Raw genomic sequence first — 26,446 nt, 5'->3', positions numbered from 1 at the left:
TCTTAAGCAGAAGCAGATTCCAAGAATTTCACAGCATCGCCAACTGTCAGAATGGTTTCAGCAGCATCGTCTGGAATTTCAACGCCAAACTCTTCTTCGAACGCCATGACAAGCTCAACAGTGTCCAAACTATCCGCACCAAGATCATCTATAAAGCTAGCTTCAATAGCCACTTTATCTGCTTCAACACCAAGATGCTCGATAACAATTTTTTTAACGCGATCTGCAATATCACTCATTTTGTCGTTCCTAAATTTAAGGCCAGATTTAATTTGCGCATTTGTATCGGCTTCTTTTGCGCTATTTTAATTCGAAGCGCTAGATAGCACTTACCGATAATCGTTGAAAGGCGTTTGCCACAGACAGCCTCAAGACGCAAGCCTTGGCGTGTCTAGAAGTAATATTTTTGCAATTAAGCTGCATTATTATGCCTAGATCGTGGAAAATTGTGCGTGGAACCTAGATCATAGCCATGCCGCCATTCACATGCAGCGTTTGCCCCGTGATGTAAGAAGCCTCATCGCTTGCAAGAAATGCAACCGCTGAAGCAATCTCATCAGGCCGCCCAAGACGACCGGCAGGAACATTATTCATAATGGCTTCATGCTGTTTTTCATCCAACACATCTGTCATCGCAGTTTCAATAAACCCTGGCGCAATACTATTAACGGTTATGTTTCTGCTCGCCACTTCCTGCGCTAATGATTTTGACATGCCAATGATGCCCGCTTTTGTTGCGCAATAGTTGCCTTGCCCTGGATTGCCCGTCACACCGACCACAGAGGTGATTTGTATAATTCTGCCATGACGTGCTTTCATCATGCCTCGCAGAACCGCTTTGGATAGTTTGAAAGCAGCGGTTAGATTAACGGCGATAACATCATCCCATTCTTCCTGCTTCATACGCATGAAAAGATTATCTTTTGTGATGCCTGCATTATTGACCAGAATATCAACACTGCCCATTGCTTCAATCGCTGCCGGCACCAAACCATTAAGAGCTTCACTATCAGAAAGATTACACACAATGGGATGCGCGCGCTCACCAAGACTTGCTGCAACCTCGTTGAGAACTGATTCTCTCGTCCCTGTCAGAGCGACACTTGCGCCTAAGCTGTAAAGTTTTTCAGCAATCGCCTTGCCAATACCGCCAGATGCGCCGGTTATTAGTGCATTTTTACCTGTTAAATCCATTATTTAAAATCCTTCAACTTTATACCCAAAGCGCTTTTGCAGCTTCAATGTCATCAGGCCCACCAAAAGCTGCCGCCTCAATCTGTTTGTCCATACGGCGAATAAGGCCGGTTAGCACCTTACCTGCCCCAACTTCCAGCTGTTTTGAGACATCATTTTCTAACATCCACTTCATCGATTCACGCCAACGCACAGAACCAGACACCTGAGTCACAAGGTTTTTTCTAATAGCGGAAGGATCAGTAACCGGACCTGCAATCACATTAGCAACAAGTGGTACAATGGGCGCATTTACATTCACCGATGAAAGAGCCTCAGCCATCACCTCAGCGGCCGGTGCCATCAATCGGCAATGGAACGGCGCTGACACAGGCAGCAACATCGCCCGTTTCGCCCCTTTTGATTTTGCAACATCAATCGCACGCTCAACAGCCGCTTTATGGCCAGAGACAACGACTTGAATATCTGAATTATCGTTTGCCACTTCGCATACTGCACCTTGTGCGGCCAAATCAGCGATTTCACGAACAGCTTCAAGGTTCAGCCCCAAAACAACGGCCATCGCCCCTTCGCCCACAGGAACCGCTTCTTGCATTGCCTTGCCGCGAATTCTCAAAAGCTTGGCAGCATCTGAGATAGTTAAACTTCCAACCGCGGCCAGCGCTGAATATTCGCCCAAAGAATGGCCCGCAACACAAGCGACTTGACTTGCGATATCAAGACCTTCGTTCTCCAGCACTTTAATCGCGGCCAGACTAGCCGCCATTAAAGCAGGCTGTGCATTTCTAGTTAGGGTCAAGTCTTCCTGCGTACCACTCCACATCAAATCAGATAGTTTTTCCCCAAGCGCATCATCAACTTCTTCAAATACAGCGCGTGCGGCTGGATATGAGTCAGCCAGTGCTTTACCCATGCCAATTGTCTGACTGCCTTGTCCTGGGAAAGTGAGTGAAAGTGTCATAATTGTTGATATCCGCCTTTTATTATTTTGATAGCGATGAGTTGCTAAACTACAATGTTTTGTCAAGCAATGACAGAACTGATCCAAAATCACATCTTTTCAATGTTTTTACTTGCAAAGCACACAAAAACGGCTATTAAACGCCGAACTCAGCTGTGAGCTGGGGGCTGAACGGAAGGTTGGTTCAGTGAATGCTTTATTCTTTGCATCATTGAAACAGTAGATTTTCAGATAAAATCGTCTTCCCGTGTCTCCGCTCTCCACTGGTGCTTATTCTGCCTTTCTATTACAGACAGGTGTTGATGAGGCTTCGCGCTTACGGCTTGAGTGACATGAAAACAGAAAGGCAGAGCATGGCTCTCTACGAACATATATTTATGGCACGCCAAGATGTGTCCGCCCAGCAGGTCGATCAGATGATCGAACAGTTTAAAGCCCTGTTGGAAGAAAATGGTGGATCAGTTGCAAAAACTGAAAACTGGGGTCTTAAGTCCCTTACCTACCGGATTAATAAAAACCGCAAAGCGCATTATGCTTTGATGAACATTGACGCTCCAAGTGCTGCTGTGCAGGAAATGGAACGTCAAATGCGTATCAATGAGGATATTCTTCGCTTCCAGACATTGCGTGTGGAAGAACATGAAGAAGGCCCATCCGTTATGTTGCAAAAACGTGACCGTGACGACCGCCCAAGCCGTGGTGGCCCCAGAGGTGACCGTCCTGATCGTGGTGATCGTGGCGACCGCGCACCGCGCAGTGAATAGGAGATATTGATATGGTTGAAATCGCACAACAGGCATCACGACGCCCCTTCTTTCGCCGTCGCAAAACATGTCCATTCACTGGACCAAATGCACCGAAGATTGATTACAAAGATGTTCGCACTCTTCAGCGTTACATTTCTGAACGTGGCAAAATCGTACCAAGCCGCATCACCGCTGTTTCCATAAAGAAACAACGTGAACTTGCAAAAGCCATTAAGCGCGCACGCTTCCTTGGCCTATTGCCTTATGTAATTAAATAAACATCTAAAATCGGCGACGCTTTCAATCGAATGAGAGCGCCGCTTTCAAATTTCATGTTGGGCTGGAAACCTAGAGTTGTCCGGTTCTAACCGCCAAGCGGGACAGCACTTTTATGACGCCTCAAAATATCCTCATTGCCCTTGTTGCTGGAGCCACCTCTATGGTGTTGCTCGCTGCTGGGCTAACGGGAACCTCCCTCGCCCTGCCTTTAATGATTCTCTCGCCATTGCCCATCGCAATTGCAAGCCTTGGATGGGGCTCGGTAATCGGGTTTATAGCAGCAGTTGTTGCCTTTATGGGCTTGAGCCTTATTGCGACACCCACAGGTGGCCTGCTATTTATTGTTCTCTTTGGCTTACCTATCGCTTATCTAGCGCATTTGACAGGCCTGTCACGCCAAGATGACCCTGATCAGGCGGAAGAATGGTTTCCCGAAAGCACTATTTTATGGCGTGCTGTTTTAATTGGCGGCGCGACTGTCGGTCTAGCTTTTATGATTTCCGGTTTCAACGCCGAAGAAGTCACCAAGCGCGGCCTTAGTGAATTTGCCCCCACACTAGAACAACTCGATGCAACAACTCGCGAAACAATGGAAAATGCGATCCGGTTTCAAGTTAAGATTACACCTTACAGCATGCCAATGGCGTGGTTGCTTGTTATGTGGCTTAATCTATCGCTGGGCATCAAGATTGCCAAAGTATCAGACCGCTTTAACAGACCGAGCTTTTTTCTGAAAATGGCGGAGCTTCCGAATCTTGTTATTCCAGTTTTTGGTGCTGCTGTTTTGCTTAGTTTAATCAGCCCGCCTCTTTCTTTTCTAGGTGCTGCTTTTTTTGGCACTATTATAATGGCGATTACCATACTTGGTTTTAACACCGTGCATGTTGCTACGGCTCATTTACCAATGCGCGGCGTTCTTCTGGCCTCGCTATATATGGCAGTCCTAATTTTATCTATTCCGATCTTACTTGTATTCGGCATTGGAATTGCGGACCATTTTTTCAAAATCCGGCAACGCTATCGCCTTGCTAATCCACACTCACCAACAAATACCCCATAAGGAGACGACACAATGGAAATCATACTACTCGAACGAGTCGCAAAACTCGGACAGATGGGCGAAATCGTCCGCGTTAAAGACGGCTATGCCCGCAATTTTCTTTTGCCAACAGGCAAAGCCCTTCGCGCTACAGAAGCCAACAAACAAAAGTTTGAAGGTCAACGTGTAGAGCTTGAAGCGCGTAACCTTGAACGCAAAAAAGAAGCAGAAGAAGTTGGCTCAAAACTCAATGGCTTTACATTCCCAGTTATCCGTTCTGCTGGTGAAACAGGCCAACTTTATGGATCAGTCTCTGCACGCGATATTGCTGATTCACTAAATGAAGCTGGTTACAGCGTTTCCCGCGCACAAGTTACAATGGAACAACCGATTAAAACAATCGGCATGCATGTGGTTCCAATTACACTTCACCCAGAAGTAGACATCACGGTAACAACCAATATCGCGCGTTCTCCTGATGAAGCAACCCGTCAAGCGGCAGGTGAGGATCTATCACAACGCGAAGAGATCGAGCTTGACCTTGAAGTCTTCGATGGTGAAATGGATGAATTCTTCGAAGAAGGCGCTCGTAGTGATGATGACGACGCAGAAGATACTGATGCGACCAGTGAAGCTGAAGCCGAAACAGCGGATGACAGTGAAAAAGAATAACGACTGTCACAGTCCTTTGAATGAACCCCGAAGAAGGAATTTTCTTCGGGGTTTTATTGCGTTTTGTTGCTAAACAGAGCGACGATAGAGAACGCATATTCATCGCGAAATTTATCAAATGACCCTAGTCAGGAATATAAACCTGACCCTCATTTTCTTCCCACTCTTATCCACAAAGAAGGCGTTTTGCGCCATAAAAAATAATTTATTTATTTTCCTCGAAAAAGCTCTTTTGTGAAGCGATCGAACCGTTTATCAAATTGGTACAGCTTTAGAGGAATTACGAATGGAAACAGCGCCTAATTTTGCTCCAGCAAATGACCCGCAGCAAATGCAGGATTTCAGATCATCACCTGCCAACCTTGAGGTTGAGCAGGCGCTTTTGGGCGCTATTTTGGTCAATAACAGCGCTTATGATCGCGTTTCTGATTTTCTCAAGGCCGAGCACTTTTATGAGCCAATCCACCAATTGATTTATGAAGAAGCTGGCAAAATTATTCGTATGGATAAGATTGCCAATCCAATCACCATCAAAACATTTTTGCCGGCAGAACAACAAGTTGGCGAGATTACGCTGGTTCAATATCTAGCTCGCCTAGCCGGTGAAGCCACCACCATTATCAATGCTGTTGACTATGGTCGCGCTATACAAGATCTCGCGATCAGACGCGCACTCATTGATGTGGGCGAAGAAGTGGTGAATACGGCCTATGATGCACCATCTGAGATGACACCGCGCGATCAGATCGAAGGAGCAGAGAAACGACTGTTTGAATTGGCCGAAACCGGCAGTGAGGCACGCGGTTTTGTCAATTTTTCGTCTGCACTCACAGAATCAATTGAAATGGCCGGTGCTGCCTTTCAGCGCGATGGACAGTTATCTGGATGTGCGACTGGTCTAAGCGACCTTGATCGCCGCATGGGTGGTCTACAATCATCCGACCTTATCATTTTGGCAGCTCGTCCCGGCATGGGCAAAACATCGCTGGCCACCAATATCGCCTATAATGTCGCAAGCGCCTATGAACCAGAAGTACAGGCTGATGGGACAATAAAACCGAAAAACGGTGGGCGCGTTGGCTTCTTCTCATTGGAGATGTCAGCGGAACAGCTGGCAACACGTGTGGTTTCTGAACAGGCGGAAGTCTCATCAAGCAAAATTCGCCGAGGAGAGATTTCACCTGCCGAATATGACAAGCTCACCTTTGCCGTGCAGGACATGCAATCGAAGCCCTTGTTTATCGACCAGACGGGCGGCATTTCCATCGCGCAGCTTTCCACCCGAGCAAGACGCTTGAAGCGACAGCATGGGCTTGATCTTTTGGTGGTTGACTATGTGCAGTTGATGTCGGGCAGCTCGAAAAATGCAGGCAATCGGGTGCAGGAAATTACGGAAATCACCACCGGTTTGAAATCACTGGCGAAGGAATTGAAAGTACCGATCATCGCCCTCTCCCAGCTTTCACGTGCTGTCGAAAGTCGCGACGACAAACACCCGCAACTCTCCGACCTTCGAGAATCAGGCTCTATTGAGCAGGACGCCGATGTGGTGTTGTTTATTTATCGTGAGGAATATTATCTTCAGAATAAAGAACCACCACAAGATGACCCATCTTATGCGGAATGGTTTACGAAGATGGAGAAAGCACGCGGGGTCGCTGAGGTGATTGTTGCCAAACAAAGGCATGGTCCCACAGGTATTGTGCCGCTCTCCTTCACGCCGCAGTATACCCGCTTCTCTGATCTCGCAAATTCATCGCAATTACCCGACCAGTATTAGGCGTCATTTGAGGCAAGATGTAGGGATAATACATGATGGTAGATTTGTCTGATTACCCAACATTGAACCCTCTTTCTTGCGGACGCTTAACAGTCGATCTTGAAGCCTTTGCTGATAACTGGCGCCACTTGCGCGACACCGTGAATCAAGGCGACAATCCAACGGAATGCGGTGCGGTGATTAAAGCGGATGCCTATGGCATCACACTTGAAAAAGCCGTAGAATCATTATCTGATGCGGGTTGCAAAACATATTTTGTGGCGACTCCCGAGGAAGGGATACGCGTCAGAGGCTTGGATATAGACGCCTCGATTTACATCTTAAATGGCCTTCTATTTGATTGCTCAAATCTATATAAAAACAATAATTTAAAGCCAGTTCTTAATTCAATAGACGAAGTTAAGGAGTGGGCTGATAACAGTGATGGTCACCCCGCAGCCCTACATATTGATACCGGTATGAACCGCCTTGGTATGCGGGAGGATGAAGCAAGAGAGCTTGCAAAAGATAATGCCCTTATTGCCAAACTCAATCTCTCTTTACTGATGTCACATCTCGTTTGTGGGGGCAGCCCTCGGTCTTTGATGAACGGATGTCAGCTCTCAAGTTTTCAAGAAATTTGCACCCTCTTTCCCGATGTCGATCGATCGCTTTGTAACTCTGCGGGCATATTCAATGGATCAGCTTTTCATATGGATGTAGTTCGCCCCGGCATTGCGCTATATGGCGGTGCAGCCCTCATGGATCATGCAGGCAGCAATCCCATGAAACCTGTTGTGAAAGCGGAGGGGCGAATCTTGCAGATTCGAGATGTGAAAGAGCATGAAAGCGTTGGCTACAGCGCCGCTGAAATTGTTGATCGTGACCGCACAATCGCGACCGTTGCCTGCGGATATGCAGATGGCTATATCCGTCAATCCGGCTCCACCACAAAGAAAAAAGGAGCTTTTGCCTATATCAATGGATATAAAGTGCCATTGGTGGGCCACGTTTCTATGGACCTTATTGCCATTGATGTGAGTGATGTTCCTGATGTAAAACGCGGCGATTATGTGGAGCTTTTTGGGCCTAACATTTCGATCAGTCAGCTTGCGGGTCATGCTGGAACCATAGACTATGAATTTCTTACCTCACTGGGCAAACGCTATGCTCGCCTCTATGGTCCGTTAGGAGAATAAATTGGCTAAAATCAAGTCTCGGTTTGTCTGTCAAAATTGCGGCGCTGTTTCATCACGCTGGCAAGGCAAATGCGAGTCCTGTAACGAATGGAACACGATCGTCGAAGACCTTGAAATTGCTGGTGTTGGCGGTGGTCCTGGCAAGCCTATGCGCAAAGGGCGTGTGATACCCCTCAACTCGCTAGATGGAGATACAGATCAAGCCCCACGCACCAAAACCAATATGCCGGAACTTGATCGCGTAACAGGCGGTGGATTTGTTCGAGGTTCGGCCCTTCTGCTTGGCGGAGATCCAGGGATCGGCAAGTCAACGATCCTTCTACAAGCCGCCAGCTCTCTCGCTAATCAGGGGCATAAGGTTGTTTATATTTCTGGTGAGGAGGCGATTGATCAAGTGCGGCTTCGCGCCCAGCGTCTAGGTTTATCTGATAGTGCCGTGCGACTTGGTGCCGAAACCAGCGTTGAAGATATTCTGGCAACGTTGGAAAACGAGAAAAACGCCAGCCTTGTTATTCTAGATTCGATCCAAACATTATGGACAGATCAGGCGGAGTCGGCGCCCGGCACGGTAACACAAGTGCGCGCGTCGTCTCAGGCGATGATCCGTTACGCCAAGCAATCAGGAGCCACAGTGGTTCTTGTTGGACATGTTACCAAAGAAGGCCAAATTGCAGGTCCCCGCGTGGTAGAGCATATGGTCGACGCTGTTTTATATTTTGAAGGCGAAGGCGCACATCAATTTCGCATTTTACGCGCGGTGAAAAACCGCTTCGGCCCGACCGACGAAATTGGTGTTTTCGAGATGACCGGTAAGGGCCTGCGTGAAGTCGCCAATCCTTCAGAGTTATTTTTAGGAGAACGTAGCGGTTCGGCTCCCGGTGCTGCTGTTTTTGCTGGCATGGAAGGGTCACGTCCGGTTTTGGTTGAAGTGCAGGCACTGGTCGCACCCTCACAGCTGGGCACACCACGTCGCGCTGTCGTGGGCTGGGATTCATCGCGCCTTGCCATGGTACTTGCCGTACTCGACGCCCACTGTGGGGTGCGTCTTGGTAGCCATGATGTTTACTTGAATGTTGCAGGTGGCCTCAAAATCAATGAACCTGCAGCTGATCTTGCGATTGCTGCGGCCCTCACCTCTTCCCTTGCCGGCGTTGCTCTTCCCAAAGATGCCGTTTACTTTGGTGAGGTCAGTCTTTCCGGTGCCGTTCGCCCTGTGTCTCATGTTGCCACAAGGCTCAAAGAATCGGCAAAACTTGGTTTTAAACAAGCAACGGGACCAACATTAAGTGAAAAAAACTCGCCAAAAGCACTCAATAGCTTTAAGTCAATTGATAATTTATCGCTGTTGGTGGCCCAAATATTAGCCTCAAAACCAAAAGACACTACTGATGGGTAGAAAATATCCCTTAAAACTCAGATTGTTTAGGATATTTCAAATCATCAGCATTGGGAGTCTGTGCAAATGAGCAAAAGACTTGTAGAAAGGCGGATATTGATCAGGTCGGGTTCTCATCCGATTATATTTCATCCTACAAGTTGGAAATAAGATGCAATTTGCGCTTTTAGATATTGTTGTCATCGTTGTGGTGTTTTTATCAGCTATGTTAGCCATGGTGAGAGGTTTTTCTCGTGAGATTCTCTCCGTGGGATCATGGATGGTAGCGGCAGCGGCAGCTCTTGCAGTAGCCCTCACAGATGACCCATTAACACCTATTGTTCGAAACTATGTAGAGAATGAAACGATCGCGATGATCGTGACAGTTGCAATCGTCTTTATAGTCACTTTGGTTATTGTCAGTTTTATTACTATGCGCATTTCCGATTTTATCATCGACTCATCGATTGGCGCACTTGATCGTACTTTAGGTTTTATTTTTGGTGCCGCACGCGGCGTTCTTTTATTTGTGGTCGCCGTTGGCATGTTCAATTGGCTGGCACCAGAAGCACAGCCCACATGGATATCTGAATCTAAATCAAAACCATTCCTTGATAATATGGCCAACTCTTTGATCGCAGTTCTTCCAGAAGACATTGAAGACCTCGTCGATATAGGCAAAGATATTATATCCAAAGAAGATGGCTCTGCTCCTTCAGAAACAGACGACAAAAATGGTTCGCCAATTAGCCAGAGCGAACAAAAAGCGTTAGAAAACCTCATCCCTGACAGTACAAACAATTAGCGAGTAAACATATGTTCCCTGCGGACGATGATGACGATGCCTTTCATGAAGAATGTGGGGTTTTTGGTATTTTTGGTCACGATGATGCTGCCGCACTGACTGTATTGGGCCTTCATGCCCTGCAACACCGTGGGCAAGAAGCGTCCGGCATTGTTAGCTATGATGGCAAGCAATTTTCTTCTGAGCGTCATGTCGGCCTTGTCGGCGATACGTTTTCTAAGAAGAGCGTTATTGATCGCTTGCCGGGAACTCGTGCCATTGGACATAATCGCTATTCCACGGCGGGTGGAGCGGGCTTGCGCAATATACAACCCCTATTCGCCGAATTTGCCGGTGGCGGCTTTGCCATCGCCCACAACGGTAATTTGACAAACGCCCTCACGTTACAAAAGAAACTGCAAACTCAAGGGGCCATTTTTCAGTCAACCTCCGATACAGAAACCATTTTGCACCTTATAGCGACTTCCATTCGCGGCCCCTTAGTAGACCGCTTTGTAGATGCGCTGCGGCAGGTTGAAGGTGCTTATTCCTTGATTGGGATTAGCGAAAATAAAATGATCGGTTGTCGAGACCCTATGGGCGTTCGCCCCCTTGTTTTAGGCGACCTTGATGGCGCTTATATTCTTGCCTCAGAAACCTGCGCCCTTGATATTATTGGCGCCCAATTTATTCGCGAGATTGAACCCGGTGAATTGGTGGTTATCACGGATAGCGGATTAGAAAGCTTAAAGCCATTCTCCAAAACCGGCGATCGTTTTTGCGTCTTTGAATATGTATATTTTGCTAGACCGGATTCAGTATTCCGTGGTCAGTCGGTCTATGAGGCGCGCAAGCAAATTGGTGCGGAGCTTGCCCGCGAAAGTGCTGTTGATGCGGATGTTATTGTCCCGGTGCCTGATTCAGGCACACCGGCGGCCATTGGCTATGCGCAAGAAGCCGGCATTCCTTTCGATCTGGGTATCATCCGCAACCATTATGTTGGCCGCACCTTTATTGAACCATCTGATTCTGTTCGCCATATGGGCGTTCGTTTGAAACACAATGGCAACAAGCAAGTTCTAAAAGGTAAGCGTGTGATACTCGTCGATGACTCCATCGTCCGGGGCACCACTTCGGTCAAAATTGTCCAAATGGTGCGCGATGCAGGTGCTGCTGAAGTTCATATGCGCGTTGCAAGCCCCCCTACTATGTCGTCATGTTACTATGGCGTTGATACACCTGAAAAGGGTAAGCTTCTCGCCTCTCGCATGTCGATTGAAGAGATGCAGACCTATATTAATACCGACAGCCTTTCCTTTTTATCTATCGACGGTCTTTATCGTGCCGTGGGTGAAGCAAAGCGTAATGGTGATCTGCCGCAATATTGCGATGCCTGCTTTACTGGCGAATATCCAACCGCACTCACTGATCGCGAAGGTGGCAGCAATGTGCGCCAACTCTCTTTACTATCTGAGGCCGGTTGATGACTCTTCAAATTGAGGGGCAGCTTGAAGGTAAGACTGCGCTTGTAACCGGCGCATCGCGCGGCATTGGATATGCGGCAGCCAAGGCATATGCGGCGGCGGGTGCACATGTCATTGCTGTGGCCCGCACAGTTGGCGGCCTTGAAGAGCTTGATGATGAAATTAAAGCGGACGGTGGCAACGCGACACTTGTGCCACTTGACCTCAAAGATGGCGAAGGCATTGATCGTCTTGGCGGTGCTATTTATGAACGATGGGGTAAACTCGATATTCTACTGGCCAATGCTGGGATCTTAGGCAGCATCACACCGGTTGGTCATATGTCGCCAAAAGAGTTCGATGATGTCATGGCAATTAATGTCACCGCTAACTGGCGATTAATCCGCTCACTAGACCCGCTGCTGCGTCAATCGATGAGTGGGCGCGCGCTTTTCATTTCATCTAGTGCGCCCCGCAAACGGCGACCTTATTGGGCAGCTTACTCAATGTCCAAAGCAGCGCTTGAAACCATGGCAGTCACTTATGCCAAGGAAACAGAACAAACGCCCATCAAAACGATCATCATTAACCCCGGCCCCCTGCGCACAGCCATGCGCGCTAAAGCCGTACCAGGTGAAGACCCTTCTAGTTTAAAAACACCTGCAGACATTGCACCGCATCTCGTGGAGCTATCAGTTGCCGACCTTCAAAGAAGTGGTGTTTTGTGGGATTTCCCAACGAAATGCTTTGTCGACATTTAGTTCACAAATAAACGATCATATATGGCACGCGCTTTATGTTTCATGTTATGGCGACTAGTCAGGATTTCAATTTTGAGGTAGGGATTTCTTCTTAGTTTCAGCTTCTGCCTCTTCCTCCTCCTCAATCTTCATAAGCTTGAAGGCATCAAGAGCTAAAAAATCGGTAATATTCACAATTCCGGTATATTGCTCCTGATTTTTAGGGTTATTAACAATGGCTGTTGTTGAGGGAAGACCGTTTGAAAACACTTCAACTTTAGCATCACTCGGATCATTATCATTATCCGGCAAAGTCACAAATCTAATATCAATACCCCTCTTAGACATATTGTGCGCCGCATCAAAAGCAGCCTTCACCGTATTCAAATCACCGCCATGAACAAGGATTGCAACGCGCTCATTGAACGAATGATCAGCCGCCGTTTTAAAATCACCCGCTGTCGCGCCATTACCACGTAGATTTTCAGCGCAAAATGTTTTGGCTTCATTATAACAAACTAATTCACCTAGTTTTTGGCTAGCAAGATGCTCAACAGGCCCGGCCTGTGCACTTGTTACCATCATTGCGGCTAAACCGGCGCCAGCAACGGTGTTTAATGTTTTTTTCATGCTCTCGCGTCTCATGCCATTTATTTTGAATATTAATATTACGTAGATAAGAGGTAAGCGCCCAGATGGTCACTCACCAGCAAGATAATTCCAGGGGAGTAGTTCGTCAATGCGGTTGATCTTGTGATCTGCAATGCGGCTGAGAACATTTGTCAACCAAGCTTGAGGGTCGACGCCGTTCAGCTTTGCAGTCTCAATCAAAGTGAAGGCGATTGCCATGGCTTTGCCGCCACGCTCAGAACCGGCAAACATCCAATTTTTTCTGCGGTTTGCAAACAGATTGAACGTTTTTCCTCCGCGCTCCAAGGTCGCCGTGCCCGTTTCTTTGCCAAAATCACAACCCCATCAAGTGTCCACCATCAACCAGGGGACACTAACAAGTCGAAAGCAATCGCGTTAGGTGGGGCTAACCGGACGCTCACCATATATGTCGTGATGTATCTCTTTGTGAATATGTGGTTATTACCTTCAACTGAGCTAATCTTGCCGTCTTTGATTTAGGACGCCTTATTTAGCCTGAATCTGCTATAATTTTATTATAGTAAAACCACAATTACGACAGATTCGACTATGCTTTGTGGCTAATTCAATCACACAATTCATATCTATGTGAAAATGCCATGTTTTGATTCACTTTGCCTATCTGACGATTAGGCAACGTGTTTTCCGTTTACGCTCGATATACGCAAAAAATAAGCCTCTTAACAACCATAGGGGTTTATCCAATGGAATATTTAACTTTCTTAAAAATCATGCATTTAGTAGGTTTAATGGCCGGTTTTGGCGGAGCACTTTATACTGATTACCTTATGATAACGCGTGGCATTTTTCGGCCCCTCGAAAAAAGTACAATTACCGAAATAAAGCGCCTGTCACACTTTGTTACATTCGGCCTCATATTGCTTTGGGCATCTGGTGCAGCGCTGACACTGGAAATTGTCAACACCAACCCACAGTTTCTCACCAATGAGAAATTTTGGGCAAAAATGGTTATTGTCTCTGCTCTCACCATCAATGGCTTTTTCATCCATTTTTATGTTTTGAAAGAAGCAAAGAAAAGTCTGAACAAACGGCTTTTAATCGACTCTAGCCTGCCTGTCGTTATTGTCTTGGCGACCTGTGGCTCACTATCATTCACTTCATGGGTCACACCCTTCATTCTGGGTAAGGCACCTGAATTCAGCTATGTGGTTCCTTTTGAGCTTATCATTACATTGTGGATTATTGCGATCCTGATCTCTATCGCCGGCGTACTCACCCTTGTGGCGTTACAGAATATCTGGACAGTTTATAAGCGCTCGCGCCAATCCATTATTCCTCGAATAACGGGCATCGCGATTTAAGCGTTAAGCAATCAGGTCCAGGACCACTTAATTAACGCGCAGCTGCGGCGAGGAAAGCCGCAGCTTTCATTTCCTTCCAACGATATTCACGTCGCACTTCTGCATCGTGATCGCCGCCCCATTGCTCAATATTCCAATCTTCATCAAGGTGTGCGATTTTCCATGCATGGTCGGCACTCATATGGTTGTCCGCGACAGCAAGCGCCAACAGGCAAGATCCCATCAATGATGTCATGGAATGAAGGGCTGCAAGCCTGAGCGGGCTATCAAAGCCTGTGACAACCCCGTTCATGGCATTGATTGTCTCATCAGGCTGCGCAACGTGCAAAACACCGACAGCCAGATTAAACCGACAGTCATAGCGATGCTCGGCCCATGCGATTACTGGCCCCCACTGTGATGTTTGAAGTTCAACCAGCCGTTCTGGATTATCCGCCCTATAACAAAGAAGGTCTGTACCTGAAAAGCGTACAATCTCATCACCCACCTCAGCCATCGATTGTGACACACCATCGAGCGCAGAATTAACAAGACGCGTCAGCGGCATGAGTTTCGGGTTGACCACGCCTTCTTGCGCATCCCATTCTTCTACAAGCTTTTCAGCCACGGGTTTGTCATCAAGTTTTATAATTTCCCGCGCTGGCGTGCGAACAGGTCGACCATCCAGATGCAACAAAAACCCACCATCTTCTTCCGCGATATCAACCTTGTCATAAAAGCGCTTAGGCAAGGGCTTGCCAGAGGCGCGTTGGGCTTTGCGCGCTGGGCTGTCTTCAGGGTGGTCGGGGTCAGCGCCAAGACCGAATATATCGAAAGGCCCACTCATAAAGTCTCATCCATAAATGTTGCATTCAACGCGCTTTCAAGGGCTGCATAATCATCTACGATCATATGCGCACCAGCAGCCGCAAGACTTTTAACATCGTGATAGCCCCAAGCAACACCAAAGGCTTTTGCATTTGCTGCACGGGCCATTTCCATATCAAAGGTTGTGTCACCGATCATGATTGTATTTTCAATCAAAGCCCCGCTATCGGATAAGGCATTCAAAATCATGCCTGGATGCGGTTTGGAAGGTGCGCTGTCTGCGGTCTGTATGGAGATAAAGGTATCGTGCCACCCTGTGCGTTCCAGCATGATATCAACCCCGCGCCGGCTTTTACCCGTTGCAATGCCTAAAAGCACATCATCATGCTTGGAGAGCGCATCCACAAGCTCTAGAGCGCCATCATAAAACGGTTCGCCAACCGTCTTGTTGGCGCGAAGATCGTGAAAAGCTTGCTTGAATGTCTCCGTCACTTCATCTGCATGATGTTCCTGCTCGCTACCCAATACCTTCGCCACAGCAATCTTCAGCGATAGTCCAATCACACGTCTTGTTGCCCGCTCATCAGGTTCTTCTAACCCATGACGTTTGAAAGCCTCATTCATCGATGCAATCACAAGGTGCTGGCCATCGACCAATGTTCCATCGCAATCGAATATGACGAGATGCGGGGCATTTGAAAGGCTCATTCGATATCCTCGGCCTCAACAGTCTCTGTTTGGATTGCATCATATGTGTCCGAATCAAACCCAAGCAGGTTCCAAGTTTGCACCATATGTGGTGGCAATGGTGCCGTGACGTCAATCGTGCCACCATCAGGGTGCGGAATAATAATGCGGCGGGCATGGAGGTGGAGTTTTTTCTGAATGCCGCCCGGAAGTTCCCAATTTTCAGTCGAGAAATATTTTTTGTCACCAATGATCGGATGGCCAAGATAATCCATATGGACGCGCAGCTGATGCATACGCCCTGTGATAGGACGAAGGCTAACCCAGCACAAATTTTGGCCAACCCACTCCATAGCCGAGTAAAGCGTCACAGCATGGTCTGCTTCTTTCACTCTTTCCTTTAAGACGCGCATTTTTTGATCGCCATACTCATCTTCATCTTTGATAAGCCAAGTGGAAAGCCTGCCTTGCGGTGGACGTGGCACACCGCGCACCAGTGCCCAATAGACTTTTTTGGTCGTGCGATCGCGAAACGCTTTTGTCAGATAAGATGCTGCAAGACGGGTTTTAGCAATGACCAATACACCGGATGTGTCACGGTCAAGCCTATGCACAAGGCGGGGTTTTTGACCTTTGCGATCACGATATGATTCGAGCATTCCATCCACATGACGGTTCAAGCCCGAACCACCCTGCACCGCTAGCCCTGCTGGTTTATTGATGACAAGTACTTTGGCGTCTTCAAACAATGTGTTTTCAGCGATCACATCCGCATCATGTCTGTCGCGCATGGTATTGTGAGTCACAGGGGCTCCCACGGCACTCTCAGCGCCACTGGAACCAACAGGAGGGATGCGCACGGTTTGGCCCGCTGCAAGGCGTGTGGATGTCTTCACACGCGCACCATCCACTCTTATCTGTCCAGAGCGCATCAGTTTTTGCAAATGGCCAAAGCCAATGCCGGGATAATGCGTCTTAAACCAGCGATCTATGCGCATTCCTGCTTCATCGGGATCAATTATTTTTTGCTCAACGGCGGCCATGGGAACCTTCAATCTCAGCTGATCGGAAAAACACCGTCAGGATGCTGCCCTTACAAGCATGAGACCAGCCATCAACGCAAGTATGGAAAGCATGACAGAGCCAAGAACATAGAAAATGGCGCTAGATACTTGCCCTCGTTCCCATAAAAGCACTGCATCGAGGGAAAAAGCCGAAAATGTTGTGAAACCGCCAAGCACGCCAGTTGCCAAGAACAACCGCCATTGTGCGCTATCAGTACCGCCCTTCTTGACGAGATAAGCAATCAGCGCCCCCATTAAGAAGGATCCCACAACGTTGACAACAAATGTGCCTACAGGAAAACTTGCCCCAAACAGGCGTATGCTCAACAAGCCCACCAGATGGCGACCACTCGCTCCCAATGCGCCACCAAGCGCCACATAGATCAAATGCATCATGATTTTTTCCCCTTATCGCGCGCCGCTTCGCGCTCAACCCGCAGCGTCTGCCAATATTCAAGCCGCTTTTTAATATCGCGCTCAAACCCGCGTTCCACCGGTTCATAATATTTTTGGCGCCCCATTTTCTCAGGGAAGTAATCTTGGCCCGAAAATGCCTGAGGTGCATCATGGTCATAATGATAATCACTGCCATAGCCCTCATCCTTCATCAGCTTTGTTGGAGCATTGAGAATATGTTTGGGCGGCAAGAGCGATCCATTTTCTTTTGCACTACGCATGGAGCTTTTAAACGCTTTATAAAGAGCGTTCGATTTTGGTGCGGTCGCCAAATAAACACAGGCCTGCGCTAAGGCTAACTCGCCTTCAGGAGAGCCAAGATAATCATAGGCATCTTTTGCTGCATTTGTGATCACCAGCGCCTGTGGGTCGGCCAGACCAATATCCTCACTCGCCATACGCACCAAACGACGACCAAGATAGAGCGGGTCTTCCCCTGCATCAAACATACGCGCCAAATAATAAAGAGCTGCATCAGGGTCAGAGCCACGAACCGCCTTATGGAGTGCTGATATCAGATTATAATGGCCATCTTGGCCCTTATCATAAACAGGTGCACGTCTTTGCAAGACTTCTTGAAGGGTTTCTGCGTCAAAAATTTCATTCTCTCGCGCTGCCCGCCAAACTTCTTCTGACAACATCAATGATGCACGCCCATCCCCATCAGCCATGCGGATAAGAGCGGCACGGGCATCCTCATCAAGAGGAAGCGCTTTGCCTTCTTCTTGCTCGGCCCTTTTAAGCAGGTCAGAGAGTGCCGCTTCATCCAGTGATTTAAAAGTCAAAACCTGTGCCCGTGACAAAAGCGCAGCATTCAGTTCAAAAGATGGATTTTCAGTGGTCGCACCGATCAAGATTACTGTGCCATCTTCCACAACCGGCAGAAACGAATCTTGTTGTGCTCGGTTAAAACGATGAATCTCGTCAACAAACAGCAATGTCCCCTTGCCTGATTGACGCCGCACGCGCGCTACCTCAAAGGTTTTCTTGAGTTCGCCAACGCCTGAGAAAATGGCCGATATCTGATCGAAGGCTAAGTCAGTCTCATGGGCAAGCAGGCGAGCGACAGTTGTCTTGCCTGTGCCTGGCGGTCCCCAAAACACCAGAGAACCTAATGAGCCGGATCGCAACATTCTGGTGAGCGTTCCCTCATCTCCTACCAAATGCCCTTGACCCACAACCTCATTGAGCACTTTGGGGCGCAAGCGATCTGCCAGTGGGCGCGGCGCGTTGTCAGACAAGTCAGGCGTTTTGAAAAGATCAGCCACGGATTTCTTCAGATTCAAGCACGCGCCCATTTCGGCGCAAAGAAAACTGCCATGTTTCGCGTGATTGACCCGCCATGCGTTCAAGTTCTCTTGTGTTCTTCACCGTATCTCCGTTCAGACGCAAAATCACATCACCACGCTTTAGGCCAAAACGGCGGGCATAAGAGCCGCGCTTGACCTTTGTTACTATTACCCCTTCAGGCTCGCCCTTAAAGCGTAGTTCTTCGGCTAATGCCGGTGAAAGATTTGCAACAGTGGCGCCGGAGAAAGGTTGACGACCTTCTAAGCTGCGCTCATCTCGTGGCACTGTTTCAGGTGCGACAATAAGCTTAACCTCAAACTTTTTTCTTTTGCCGTCACGCATGACCGCCAGTTCAGCTTGTTGCCCTACACCAAGCGTTGCCAAGCGATAATTAAAGCTATTGGTGTCATCAAATGAAACATCGTTGACCGCGACGATTAAATCACCAACGCGAATGCGCGCCTGATCTGCTGGGCTGTCTTCATAAATGCTGGTAACCAAAATACCGGAGGGGCGATTGAGGCCTAGGGCAAGAGCACTGTCAGCATCTACATTTTGGAACTGCGCCCCGATCCATGGCCGCTCTACCCGAGCACTACCGCGCAAGGCGGAGTTCACAACTGTGCGCACCATATCTGAAGGGATAGCGAAACCAATGCCAATTGAACCGCCACTTTTTGAAAAGATCGCCGTATTGATTCCTACAATATCGCCATTCACATCAACCAGCGCCCCGCCTGAGTTTCCAGGATTAATGGCCGCATCTGTCTGAATGAAAAAGCTCGAGTCTGAAATGCCAGCCTGTGTGCGAGCTAGTGCCGAAACGATGCCTTGTGTCACTGTTTGACCAACACCAAATGGATTACCAATAGCCAAGACAAGATCACCCACCTCTAAATCATCTTGACTTCCAAAAGAAAGGGCCGGAAATACCTCGCCATCACCTTTCAATTTCAAGACTGCCAAATCGCTTTTTTGATCGCGCAAGATGATTTCAGCTTCAAATTCACGACGATCAGATAGCGCCACTTTAACCTCGGTCGCATTGCGGATAACATGAAAATTTGTGACAACGATGCCGCTTGAATCAACAATAACACCTGAGCCCAGTGAGTTGTTGGTGCGTGGTTTGGATTGGCCGCGACCTCGCCCGCCAAAAAAGCGCTCAAAAAAGGGATCGCCCGCAAAGGGAGAACGGCGCTGTTGCACCATTCTTGTTGCATAAACATTCACAACAGCGGGTGCTGTGCGTTTAACCACCGGCGCAAAGGTCAGTTTGACCTCAGGCGCTGTTGAGGGCACCGTTTTTAACCCATCTGTAAGCCCTTCAACTTTGAGCCCCTCAGCTGGCGCATAGGCTGTGAAACCAACCAGCGCCATCAAAACAAAACCAATGGTTCGACCGAACTTCATGAATACTATTCCTCTTATGAATCACACGATATTTTACACCATATAAGCACGCGTGTAAGCAATTTTACCTTTGGCAACGAAAAAAGCCCTTACTGCGAAACAATAAGGGCTTTTGAATTTGTCAGGCAGGTAGCGCGCGATACTATGCTGCTTCGCTCTCGCTTGTTGATACTTCTTCGACAGGACCAGAGTCTTTGCCTTTGGCGTCAACATCGCGGTCAACAAGCTCAATCACCGCCATTGGCGCATTATCGCCATAACGGAAGCCTGCTTTGAGAACGCGCGTGTAACCGCCATTACGTTCTTTGTAACGTGGGCCAAGAACATCAAATAGTTTTTTCACCATATCGACGTCACGCACCTTGCTTATCGCCTGACGACGCGCATGGAGGTCTCCACGTTTGCCGAGCGTGATGATTTTATCCACCACAGAGCGAAGCTCCTTGGCTTTTGGCAAGGTTGTTACAATCTGCTCATGCTTGATGAGAGCTGCTGCCATATTAGCGAACATTGCCGTACGATGGCTTGATGTTCTATTGAGTTTGCGGCCTGATTTACGATGGCGCATTTGAGTTCTCCTTGAGACGTATCCGGTATTCGCGGACTATCTCCCGTGATTAAAAATGATCTTCGAAGCGCTTTGCGAGCTCTTCGATGTTTTCTGGTGGCCAGCTCTGCACTTCCATACCGAGGTGGAGGCCCATCTGCGCGAGGACTTCCTTAATCTCGTTAAGAGACTTGCGGCCAAAGTTTGGCGTGCGAAGCATTTCTGCTTCGGTCTTTTGAATAAGATCGCCGATATATACAATATTGTCGTTCTTCAGGCAATTTGCTGAACGAACTGACAATTCTAGTTCGTCGACCTTTTTCAGAAGAGCTGGATTGAAAGCAAGCTCCGGCACAGTTTCTTGTACAACTTCTTTTTCTGGTTCTTCAAAGTTCACAAAGATGGAAAGCTGATCTTGAAGAATACGGGCTGCATAAGCAATCGCATCATCTGGTGCTAGTGACGCATCGGTTTCAATGGTCATTGTCAGCTTGTCATAATCGAGAACTTGTCCTTCGCGGGTATTTTCAACCTTATAGGACACTTTCTTGACTGGGGAATAAAGGCTATCAACCGGAATCAAGCCGATTGGTGCATCTTCAGGGCGGTTGCGCTCAGCGGCTACATAGCCCTTCCCGATGTTCACAGTGAATTCCATACGGATTTCCGCGCCATCATCCAATGTACAAAGTACGTGGTCAGGGTTCAAAACTTCAATGTCACCAACAACACTAATATCACCAGCGGTTACAACGCCTGGGCCTTCCTTGCGTATAACCATACGCTGCGGGCCTTCGCTTTCCATACGGATAGCGACTTCTTTAATGTTGAGAATGATATCGGTTACATCTTCACGCACACCAGCGATTGATGAGAATTCGTGTAAGACACCATCGATTTGAACGGCAGTAACAGCCGCGCCTTGTAGCGACGACAGCAAAACACGTCGTAGCGCATTACCCAATGTCAATCCAAATCCACGCTCAAGTGGTTCCGCAACCACTGTTGCTACGCGGTTTTCATCATATCCTGGGGTGATGTTCAGTTTGGTGGGCTTAATCAGCTCTTGCCAGTTTTTTGAAATCACTTTTCTTATCCTTAGTCTCGAGTGCCACGTTGGCCATTTGTGGCGAAGAAAGAATTATTACAACAATAATCTCTTCCGGCTCGTAATACCGCACCGGTCCGAAAGTGCGGTTCATCGAATATCGCTATACCCTGCGGCGTTTGCGAGGACGACATCCGTTGTGCGGTATGGGCGTTACATCGCGTATGGATGTAATCACAAAACCAGCCGCTTGAAGTGCGCGTAAAGCAGATTCACGACCAGAGCCTGGACCGCAAACCTCTACTTCGAGGCTTTTCATTCCGTGCTCAGACGCTTTCTTGCCAGCATCTTCTGCTGCCACCTGAGCAGCATAAGGTGTCGACTTACGCGAACCCTTAAAGCCCATAGTGCCTGCAGATGACCAAGAGATTGTATTCCCCTGCGCATCGGTGATGGTAATCATTGTGTTATTGAATGTAGAATTCACATGGGCAACGCCCGATGAAATATTCTTGCGTTCACGTCTGCGAACGCGGGTGGCTTCTTTCGCCATATCGACTTCTTCCTCGATTTCAAACGCCGCCGTAACTCCAGCGGCTAAACCAACTCACACGCATTAAGCAAGGCGTGCGAGAAATGAATTACTTCTTCTTACCTGCAATAGCTTTTGCAGGGCCTTTGCGCGTGCGCGCATTGGTACTTGTGCGCTGTCCGCGAACAGGCAAACCACGACGATGACGCAAACCACGATAGCAACCAAGATCCATAAGACGCTTGATGTTCATAGCTGTCTCACGGCGAAGGTCGCCTTCTACTATATAATCGCGATCAATTGCTTCACGAATTTGAATTACTTCAGCATCAGATAATTCATTAACCCGACGTGTTGGATCAATGCCCACAGTCTGAATAATTTCTTCTGCTTTTTTAGGTCCGATTCCGTGGATATAGCGCAGTGCGATGACTACACGTTTTCCTGTTGGAATATTAACACCTGCGATACGTGCCAAGATATAACTCCCGTAAAAGCGACAACCTGTTTGATACCGGTCATCGCAGCTTATTGTTTAAATTAGCATGAGAAAGGCTCACATATATGTCTGCACACAACGAGACCTGAAATCAAACCGAATTTATGATTGTGAGCGGGTCTAGGGCCTTACTAGGGCGGCGTCAATACCTTATTGACAAAAAAACACCATTAAGAACCCGCTTTTACTGAATCAGTACCTTTATTTAATATTTTCCCTGATTAGACATCCAAAATAGCATTAATGGACGCCGTCACCTCATCGATCTCTTTCATACCATCAACGGTAGAAAGGATGCCCATTTTTCTGTAAAAATCCGATACTGGAGCCGTTTGTTCGCGATAAACAGCAAGACGCTGCTTGAGCGTTTCAGCATTGTCATCGCTTCGCGCACCGCCTGTCTCGCGTGCTCGCTTTTCTATGCGTTCTAAAAGCGCGGATTCATCAACCGTTATTTCGACAACGGCAGCCAACTTTAAGCCTTTTTCCGACAAAATTCTGTCTAAAGATTCAGCCTGCGGAACAGTGCGCGGAAAACCATCAAGTATAAAACCTTTGGAACAATCAGCATGTCCAATACGATCCTTAACAATGCCACTTATCATATCGTCCGATACGAGATCACCACGATCAATTATCTTTTTCGCCTGAATACCTGTTGGTGTGCCTTCTGCGATAGCAGCTCTCAACATATCTCCTGTTGATAGTTGCACGATACCCTTGCTCTCAACGATGCGTTGCGACTGCGTTCCTTTTCCCGCCCCCGGCGGACCAAGTATTACAAGTTTCACTTGCGTTTGCCCCTCAATTTAGATTTTTTCACCAGCCCTTCATATTGCTGAGTGATAAGATGCCCTTGAACTTGTGAAACTGTATCCATCGTGACGCTGACCATAATAAGGAGCGATGTGCCACCAAATGCTATCTCAATACCACTATTTGGCAGAAGAAATTCGGGGATCAGACAGACAATAGCAAGATAGATCGCGCCAACAACCGTTATACGGGTCAAAACATGATCAATATAATTACCGGTTTTCTCACCAGGTCTAATGCCTGGAATAAAGCCGCCTTGCTTCTTCAGGTTATCAGCCGTCTCTTGAGGATTGAAAACCAGCGCTGTGTAGAAAAATGCAAAGAAGATAATCAAGGAAGCATATAGCGCCAGATATAGCGGCTGGCCACGCCCAAGCGATGCAACAATTGTATTGAGTATCTCATTGCCACCACCTGCAGCAGAGAAATTTGCGACGGTCACTGGCAACAGCAGTAAAGAGGTTGCAAAAATTGGTGGAATAACACCGGCTGTATTCAGCTTCAATGGCAGATGCGAACTGTCGCCTTGGAACATCCGGTTGCCCATTTGTCGTTTTGGATATTGAACAATCAAACGGCGCTGCGCGCGCTCAACGAAAACGATCAGAGCGATTGTAGCCAAAGTAATGACCATGAAGGCCAAAAGAAGCGGTGTTGTGATTGCGCCAGTGCGACCCAGTTCGAACAGGCGAGAAATGATGCCCGGCACTTCTGCAACAATACCAGCAAAAATAATCAATGAAATACCATTGCCGATACCGCGAGCGGTAATCTGCTCGCCTAGCCACATAAGAAACATTGTGCCGCCTGTGAGGGTAATAACAGCTGTTATGCGGAAGAACCAGCCTGGATCTTCAACCAAGCCACCGCTTGCTTCAAGCCCGACAGAAATGCCATAAGCTTGTACGATAGCAAGGATCACCGTGCCGTAGCGTGTGTATTGATTGATAACTTTTCGGCCCTGTTCACCTTCTTTTTTCAACTGTTCGAATCTAGGGACCACAGAGGTCATAAGCTGCATGATAATAGAAGCAGAGATATAGGGCATGATGCCAAGGGCGAAGATCGCTAAACGACCAACAGCGCCACCAGAGAACATATTGAATAAACCAAGGATACCAGATTGCGCTTGTTCAAAGGCAATCGCTAACTGAACCGAATCAATTCCGGGAATTGGTATATAGGTGCCGATGCGATAAACCACCAAGCAGCCAAGCGTGAACAGGATGCGTTTTTGAAGTTCTTTTGCTTTGCTAAAAGTACCAAAATTTATATTAGCTGCAAGTTGTTCTGCTGCAGATGGCATGGAATTCCTCTCGATGCGGGATTATGTCCGTTTAATTGGCCACCCTTTACCCGCTTTCATTGCCGATTAATGCAGATAAAACACCACACGAACCAATTTATCAATGTTACTTAAGAATAAAGGCCTGAATACTCAACCGCTAAAATAGCAAAAGAGCTCAGACCTTTATTAATTTAATCTCGCTTAAGCACCAATAATGGTGACTTTTCCGCCAGCTTTTTCAACAGCAGAAACTGCAGATTTGGAAGCACCAGCAATTTCAAAATTGACTTTGGCTTTCAATTCACCATCAGACAGAAGACGAACACCGTCTTTCAACTGATTCAAAACACCCGCTTCTTTAAGCGTTTCAACTGTGATTGTTGCTTTTCCATCAAGTTTACCAGCATCAATAGCTGTTTGGACGCGACGAAGGCTCACAATATTAAGTTTTTTGGCATTTGGCACATTGAAACCACGTTTTGGCAAACGCATGTAGATAGGCATTTGACCGCCTTCAAAACCTGCAATGGCCACGCCTGTCCGTGATTTTTGACCTTTAACACCACGGCCGCCTGTTTTACCGACGCCCGAACCAATGCCTCTACAAATACGCTTTCGCGATTTCATGGAACCTGGTTTACTGGCAATTTCGTTGAGTTTCATTGTCTCAATCCCAATTTTTAAAATTATGCTTCGTCGACAACGCGTACGAGGTGAGAAACTTTGCGAATCATACCGCGCACTGAAGGTGTATCTTCTAGTGTGCGACGACGATGCATCTTATTAAGGCCAAGACCAATAAGGGTCTGACGCTGATCTTGCGGACGGCGTAATGGGCTGCCGATCTGCTCAACCGTGACTGTCTTTTTTTCAGCCATTGTTTTAATCCCTCTCCGTCTCGCTAAGCGACATCATCAACGCCTGCCATCTGACGACGTGCTTGAAGTTCGGAAACTTTAAGACCACGACGAGCAGCGACTGAACGTGGGCTGTCTTCGTTTTTCAATGCGTCAAATGTTGCACGCACCATATTGTATGGATTTGATGTACCCAATGATTTAGCAACCACGTCCTGCACACCAAGTGTTTCGAAAACCGCACGCATTGGACCACCGGCAATAATACCAGTACCTGGAGGCGCTGCACGAAGAAGCACTTTACCTGCCCCGTGACGACCCGTTACATCGTGATGAAGGGTACGACCTTCACGCAATGGTACGCGGATCATTGTTTTCTTGGCTACTTCCGTTGCCTTGCGAATGGCTTCAGGCACTTCACGCGCCTTACCGTGACCAAAGCCAACGCGGCCTTTTTGATCACCAACAACCACAAGGGCTGCAAAAGCCATGCGACGGCCACCTTTAACGGTTTTTGCGACGCGGTTGATATGCACGAGCTTGTCAGTAAACTCACTGTCACGATCTTCCCGGTCCCGATCTCTTCCTGCCATGGACTTTATCCCTTAGAACTTCAAGCCGCCCTCACGGGCAGCGTCTGCCAGAGCTTTCACCCGGCCATGATAAATGTATGAACCACGGTCAAAGACAACGTCTTCAACACCGGCTTTTTTCGCACGCTCAGCAACTAATTTGCCAACAGCAGAAGCGGCGTCAATGTTGCCACCTTGCTTGATATCAAGCGATGAAGCAGAGGCGATAGTGTGGCCTTTGGTATCGTCGATAACTTGAGCGTAAATATTTGCAGAAGAACGATACACACTCAAACGAAGGCGGCCATTGGCTGCTTGTTTGATCTGGCGACGAACGCGCATACGGCGACGATCTTCAGGTTTTTTCTTATAAGCCATCTCTCGAT

The 26,446-nt window shown here is 47.8% G+C and carries 31 protein-coding genes and 1 pseudogene; 11 read left to right on the top strand and 21 right to left on the bottom strand.

Going from position 1 to position 26,446, the window contains the following annotated elements:
* Nucleotides 1–2: 2 nt before the first annotated feature.
* The 3 genes from ABJ081_09250 to fabD all read right to left on the bottom strand — a co-directional run bounded on the left by ABJ081_09250 (nt 3) and on the right by fabD (nt 2,155).
* Nucleotides 3–239: an acyl carrier protein gene (locus ABJ081_09250; protein ID MEP6356857.1), complete on the bottom strand. Its 237-nt coding sequence runs from the start codon at nt 237–239 to the stop codon at nt 3–5.
* A gap of 220 nt (nt 240–459) precedes the next feature.
* Nucleotides 460–1,197: a 3-oxoacyl-ACP reductase FabG gene (gene fabG, locus ABJ081_09245; GenBank protein ID MEP6356856.1), complete on the bottom strand. Its 738-nt coding sequence runs from the start codon at nt 1,195–1,197 to the stop codon at nt 460–462.
* 16 nt (nt 1,198–1,213) lie between these two features.
* A complete protein-coding gene (gene fabD / locus ABJ081_09240) occupies nt 1,214–2,155 on the bottom strand; it encodes an ACP S-malonyltransferase (protein MEP6356855.1) in 942 nt (313 codons plus the stop codon).
* A 353-nt stretch (nt 2,156–2,508) separates the two neighbouring features.
* Here fabD and rpsF point away from each other — a divergent pair, with 353 nt between their 5' ends.
* The 10 genes from rpsF (at nt 2,509) to ABJ081_09190 (ending at nt 12,232) form a co-directional block, all read left to right on the top strand.
* The gene (gene rpsF / locus ABJ081_09235; protein MEP6356854.1) at nt 2,509–2,919 is read left to right on the top strand and encodes a 30S ribosomal protein S6; all 411 of its coding nucleotides are present in this window, start codon (nt 2,509–2,511) and stop codon (nt 2,917–2,919) included.
* A gap of 11 nt (nt 2,920–2,930) precedes the next feature.
* Complete coding sequence (gene rpsR, locus ABJ081_09230; protein MEP6356853.1) at nt 2,931–3,179, top strand: 30S ribosomal protein S18; 249 nt, start codon at nt 2,931–2,933, stop codon at nt 3,177–3,179.
* Nucleotides 3,180–3,292: 113 nt separating this feature from the next.
* A complete protein-coding gene (locus tag ABJ081_09225) occupies nt 3,293–4,240 on the top strand; it encodes a hypothetical protein (protein ID MEP6356852.1) in 948 nt (315 codons plus the stop codon).
* 12 nt (nt 4,241–4,252) lie between these two features.
* Nucleotides 4,253–4,891: a 50S ribosomal protein L9 gene (rplI, locus tag ABJ081_09220; GenBank protein ID MEP6356851.1), complete on the top strand. Its 639-nt coding sequence runs from the start codon at nt 4,253–4,255 to the stop codon at nt 4,889–4,891.
* Between the two features lie 286 nt (nt 4,892–5,177).
* Complete coding sequence (locus tag ABJ081_09215) at nt 5,178–6,671, top strand: replicative DNA helicase (GenBank protein MEP6356850.1); 1,494 nt, start codon at nt 5,178–5,180, stop codon at nt 6,669–6,671.
* Nucleotides 6,672–6,703: 32 nt separating this feature from the next.
* Nucleotides 6,704–7,849, top strand: a complete 1,146-nt coding sequence (gene alr / locus ABJ081_09210; protein ID MEP6356849.1) for an alanine racemase — start codon at nt 6,704–6,706, stop codon at nt 7,847–7,849.
* Nucleotide 7,850: 1 nt separating this feature from the next.
* Nucleotides 7,851–9,245 (top strand): DNA repair protein RadA, encoded by a 1,395-nt coding sequence (gene radA, locus ABJ081_09205; protein MEP6356848.1) that lies wholly within the window; start codon nt 7,851–7,853, stop codon nt 9,243–9,245.
* Between the two features lie 151 nt (nt 9,246–9,396).
* Nucleotides 9,397–10,029 (top strand): CvpA family protein, encoded by a 633-nt coding sequence (locus ABJ081_09200; protein ID MEP6356847.1) that lies wholly within the window; start codon nt 9,397–9,399, stop codon nt 10,027–10,029.
* A gap of 11 nt (nt 10,030–10,040) precedes the next feature.
* Nucleotides 10,041–11,492, top strand: a complete 1,452-nt coding sequence (gene purF, locus ABJ081_09195; protein ID MEP6356846.1) for an amidophosphoribosyltransferase — start codon at nt 10,041–10,043, stop codon at nt 11,490–11,492.
* Nucleotides 11,492–12,232, top strand: coding sequence for an SDR family NAD(P)-dependent oxidoreductase (locus ABJ081_09190; GenBank protein MEP6356845.1), 741 nt, complete (start codon nt 11,492–11,494; stop codon nt 12,230–12,232). Before purF ends, ABJ081_09190 begins: the two co-directional genes overlap by 1 nt.
* Before the next feature lie 66 nt (nt 12,233–12,298).
* On the opposite strand, the gene ABJ081_09185 is transcribed toward ABJ081_09190, so the two are convergent.
* Complete coding sequence (locus tag ABJ081_09185; GenBank protein MEP6356844.1) at nt 12,299–12,841, bottom strand: hypothetical protein; 543 nt, start codon at nt 12,839–12,841, stop codon at nt 12,299–12,301.
* A 69-nt stretch (nt 12,842–12,910) separates the two neighbouring features.
* Nucleotides 12,911–13,105: pseudogene (locus tag ABJ081_09180) on the bottom strand (transposase domain-containing protein).
* Nucleotides 13,106–13,566: 461 nt separating this feature from the next.
* Between ABJ081_09180 and ABJ081_09175 the strand changes: the two are divergent.
* Nucleotides 13,567–14,184, top strand: coding sequence for a hypothetical protein (locus tag ABJ081_09175; protein MEP6356843.1), 618 nt, complete (start codon nt 13,567–13,569; stop codon nt 14,182–14,184).
* Between the two features lie 31 nt (nt 14,185–14,215).
* On the opposite strand, the gene ABJ081_09170 is transcribed toward ABJ081_09175, so the two are convergent.
* The 16 genes from ABJ081_09170 to rplR all read right to left on the bottom strand — a co-directional run bounded on the left by ABJ081_09170 (nt 14,216) and on the right by rplR (nt 26,438).
* The gene (locus ABJ081_09170) at nt 14,216–15,010 is read right to left on the bottom strand and encodes an ATP12 family protein (GenBank protein MEP6356842.1); all 795 of its coding nucleotides are present in this window, start codon (nt 15,008–15,010) and stop codon (nt 14,216–14,218) included.
* Nucleotides 15,007–15,699, bottom strand: a complete 693-nt coding sequence (locus ABJ081_09165) for an HAD-IA family hydrolase (protein ID MEP6356841.1) — start codon at nt 15,697–15,699, stop codon at nt 15,007–15,009. The genes ABJ081_09170 and ABJ081_09165 overlap by 4 nt, the downstream gene beginning before the upstream one ends.
* Nucleotides 15,696–16,721, bottom strand: a complete 1,026-nt coding sequence (locus ABJ081_09160; GenBank protein MEP6356840.1) for an RluA family pseudouridine synthase — start codon at nt 16,719–16,721, stop codon at nt 15,696–15,698. The genes ABJ081_09165 and ABJ081_09160 overlap by 4 nt, the downstream gene beginning before the upstream one ends.
* Nucleotides 16,722–16,757: 36 nt before the next feature.
* Nucleotides 16,758–17,138 carry a fluoride efflux transporter CrcB gene (crcB, locus tag ABJ081_09155; GenBank protein MEP6356839.1) on the bottom strand — a complete coding sequence of 127 codons (381 nt, stop codon included), beginning with the start codon at nt 17,136–17,138 and terminating at the stop codon, nt 16,758–16,760.
* Complete coding sequence (locus ABJ081_09150) at nt 17,135–18,466, bottom strand: replication-associated recombination protein A (protein MEP6356838.1); 1,332 nt, start codon at nt 18,464–18,466, stop codon at nt 17,135–17,137. The genes crcB and ABJ081_09150 overlap by 4 nt, the downstream gene beginning before the upstream one ends.
* Nucleotides 18,459–19,901 (bottom strand): DegQ family serine endoprotease, encoded by a 1,443-nt coding sequence (locus ABJ081_09145; protein MEP6356837.1) that lies wholly within the window; start codon nt 19,899–19,901, stop codon nt 18,459–18,461. Before ABJ081_09145 ends, ABJ081_09150 begins: the two co-directional genes overlap by 8 nt.
* 142 nt (nt 19,902–20,043) lie before the next feature.
* A complete protein-coding gene (gene rplQ, locus ABJ081_09140; protein ID MEP6356836.1) occupies nt 20,044–20,469 on the bottom strand; it encodes a 50S ribosomal protein L17 in 426 nt (141 codons plus the stop codon).
* A 49-nt stretch (nt 20,470–20,518) separates the two neighbouring features.
* Nucleotides 20,519–21,535, bottom strand: a complete 1,017-nt coding sequence (locus tag ABJ081_09135; protein ID MEP6356835.1) for a DNA-directed RNA polymerase subunit alpha — start codon at nt 21,533–21,535, stop codon at nt 20,519–20,521.
* Between the two features lie 124 nt (nt 21,536–21,659).
* Complete coding sequence (rpsK, locus tag ABJ081_09130) at nt 21,660–22,049, bottom strand: 30S ribosomal protein S11 (GenBank protein ID MEP6356834.1); 390 nt, start codon at nt 22,047–22,049, stop codon at nt 21,660–21,662.
* Between the two features lie 88 nt (nt 22,050–22,137).
* Nucleotides 22,138–22,506, bottom strand: a complete 369-nt coding sequence (gene rpsM, locus ABJ081_09125; GenBank protein MEP6356833.1) for a 30S ribosomal protein S13 — start codon at nt 22,504–22,506, stop codon at nt 22,138–22,140.
* Between the two features lie 242 nt (nt 22,507–22,748).
* Nucleotides 22,749–23,318 (bottom strand): adenylate kinase, encoded by a 570-nt coding sequence (locus ABJ081_09120; protein ID MEP6356832.1) that lies wholly within the window; start codon nt 23,316–23,318, stop codon nt 22,749–22,751.
* Nucleotides 23,315–24,649 carry a preprotein translocase subunit SecY gene (secY, locus tag ABJ081_09115; protein MEP6356831.1) on the bottom strand — a complete coding sequence of 445 codons (1,335 nt, stop codon included), beginning with the start codon at nt 24,647–24,649 and terminating at the stop codon, nt 23,315–23,317. Before secY ends, ABJ081_09120 begins: the two co-directional genes overlap by 4 nt.
* Before the next feature lie 183 nt (nt 24,650–24,832).
* The gene (gene rplO, locus ABJ081_09110) at nt 24,833–25,294 is read right to left on the bottom strand and encodes a 50S ribosomal protein L15 (GenBank protein ID MEP6356830.1); all 462 of its coding nucleotides are present in this window, start codon (nt 25,292–25,294) and stop codon (nt 24,833–24,835) included.
* A 23-nt stretch (nt 25,295–25,317) separates the two neighbouring features.
* A complete protein-coding gene (gene rpmD / locus ABJ081_09105; protein MEP6356829.1) occupies nt 25,318–25,509 on the bottom strand; it encodes a 50S ribosomal protein L30 in 192 nt (63 codons plus the stop codon).
* Nucleotides 25,510–25,532: 23 nt separating this feature from the next.
* On the bottom strand, nt 25,533–26,081 hold the full coding sequence (gene rpsE, locus ABJ081_09100; GenBank protein ID MEP6356828.1) for a 30S ribosomal protein S5: 549 nt from the start codon (nt 26,079–26,081) through the stop codon (nt 25,533–25,535).
* Between the two features lie 12 nt (nt 26,082–26,093).
* Nucleotides 26,094–26,438 carry a 50S ribosomal protein L18 gene (gene rplR, locus ABJ081_09095; protein MEP6356827.1) on the bottom strand — a complete coding sequence of 115 codons (345 nt, stop codon included), beginning with the start codon at nt 26,436–26,438 and terminating at the stop codon, nt 26,094–26,096.
* Between the last annotated feature and the right edge of the window lie 8 nt (nt 26,439–26,446).

This window comes from Hyphomicrobiales bacterium (genome assembly GCA_039989895.1).
Lineage (GTDB): Bacteria > Pseudomonadota > Alphaproteobacteria > Rhizobiales > JACESI01 > JACESI01.
Note: the sequence above shows the minus strand (reverse complement) of the source record. Positions and strands in the feature narration are given on the sequence as shown.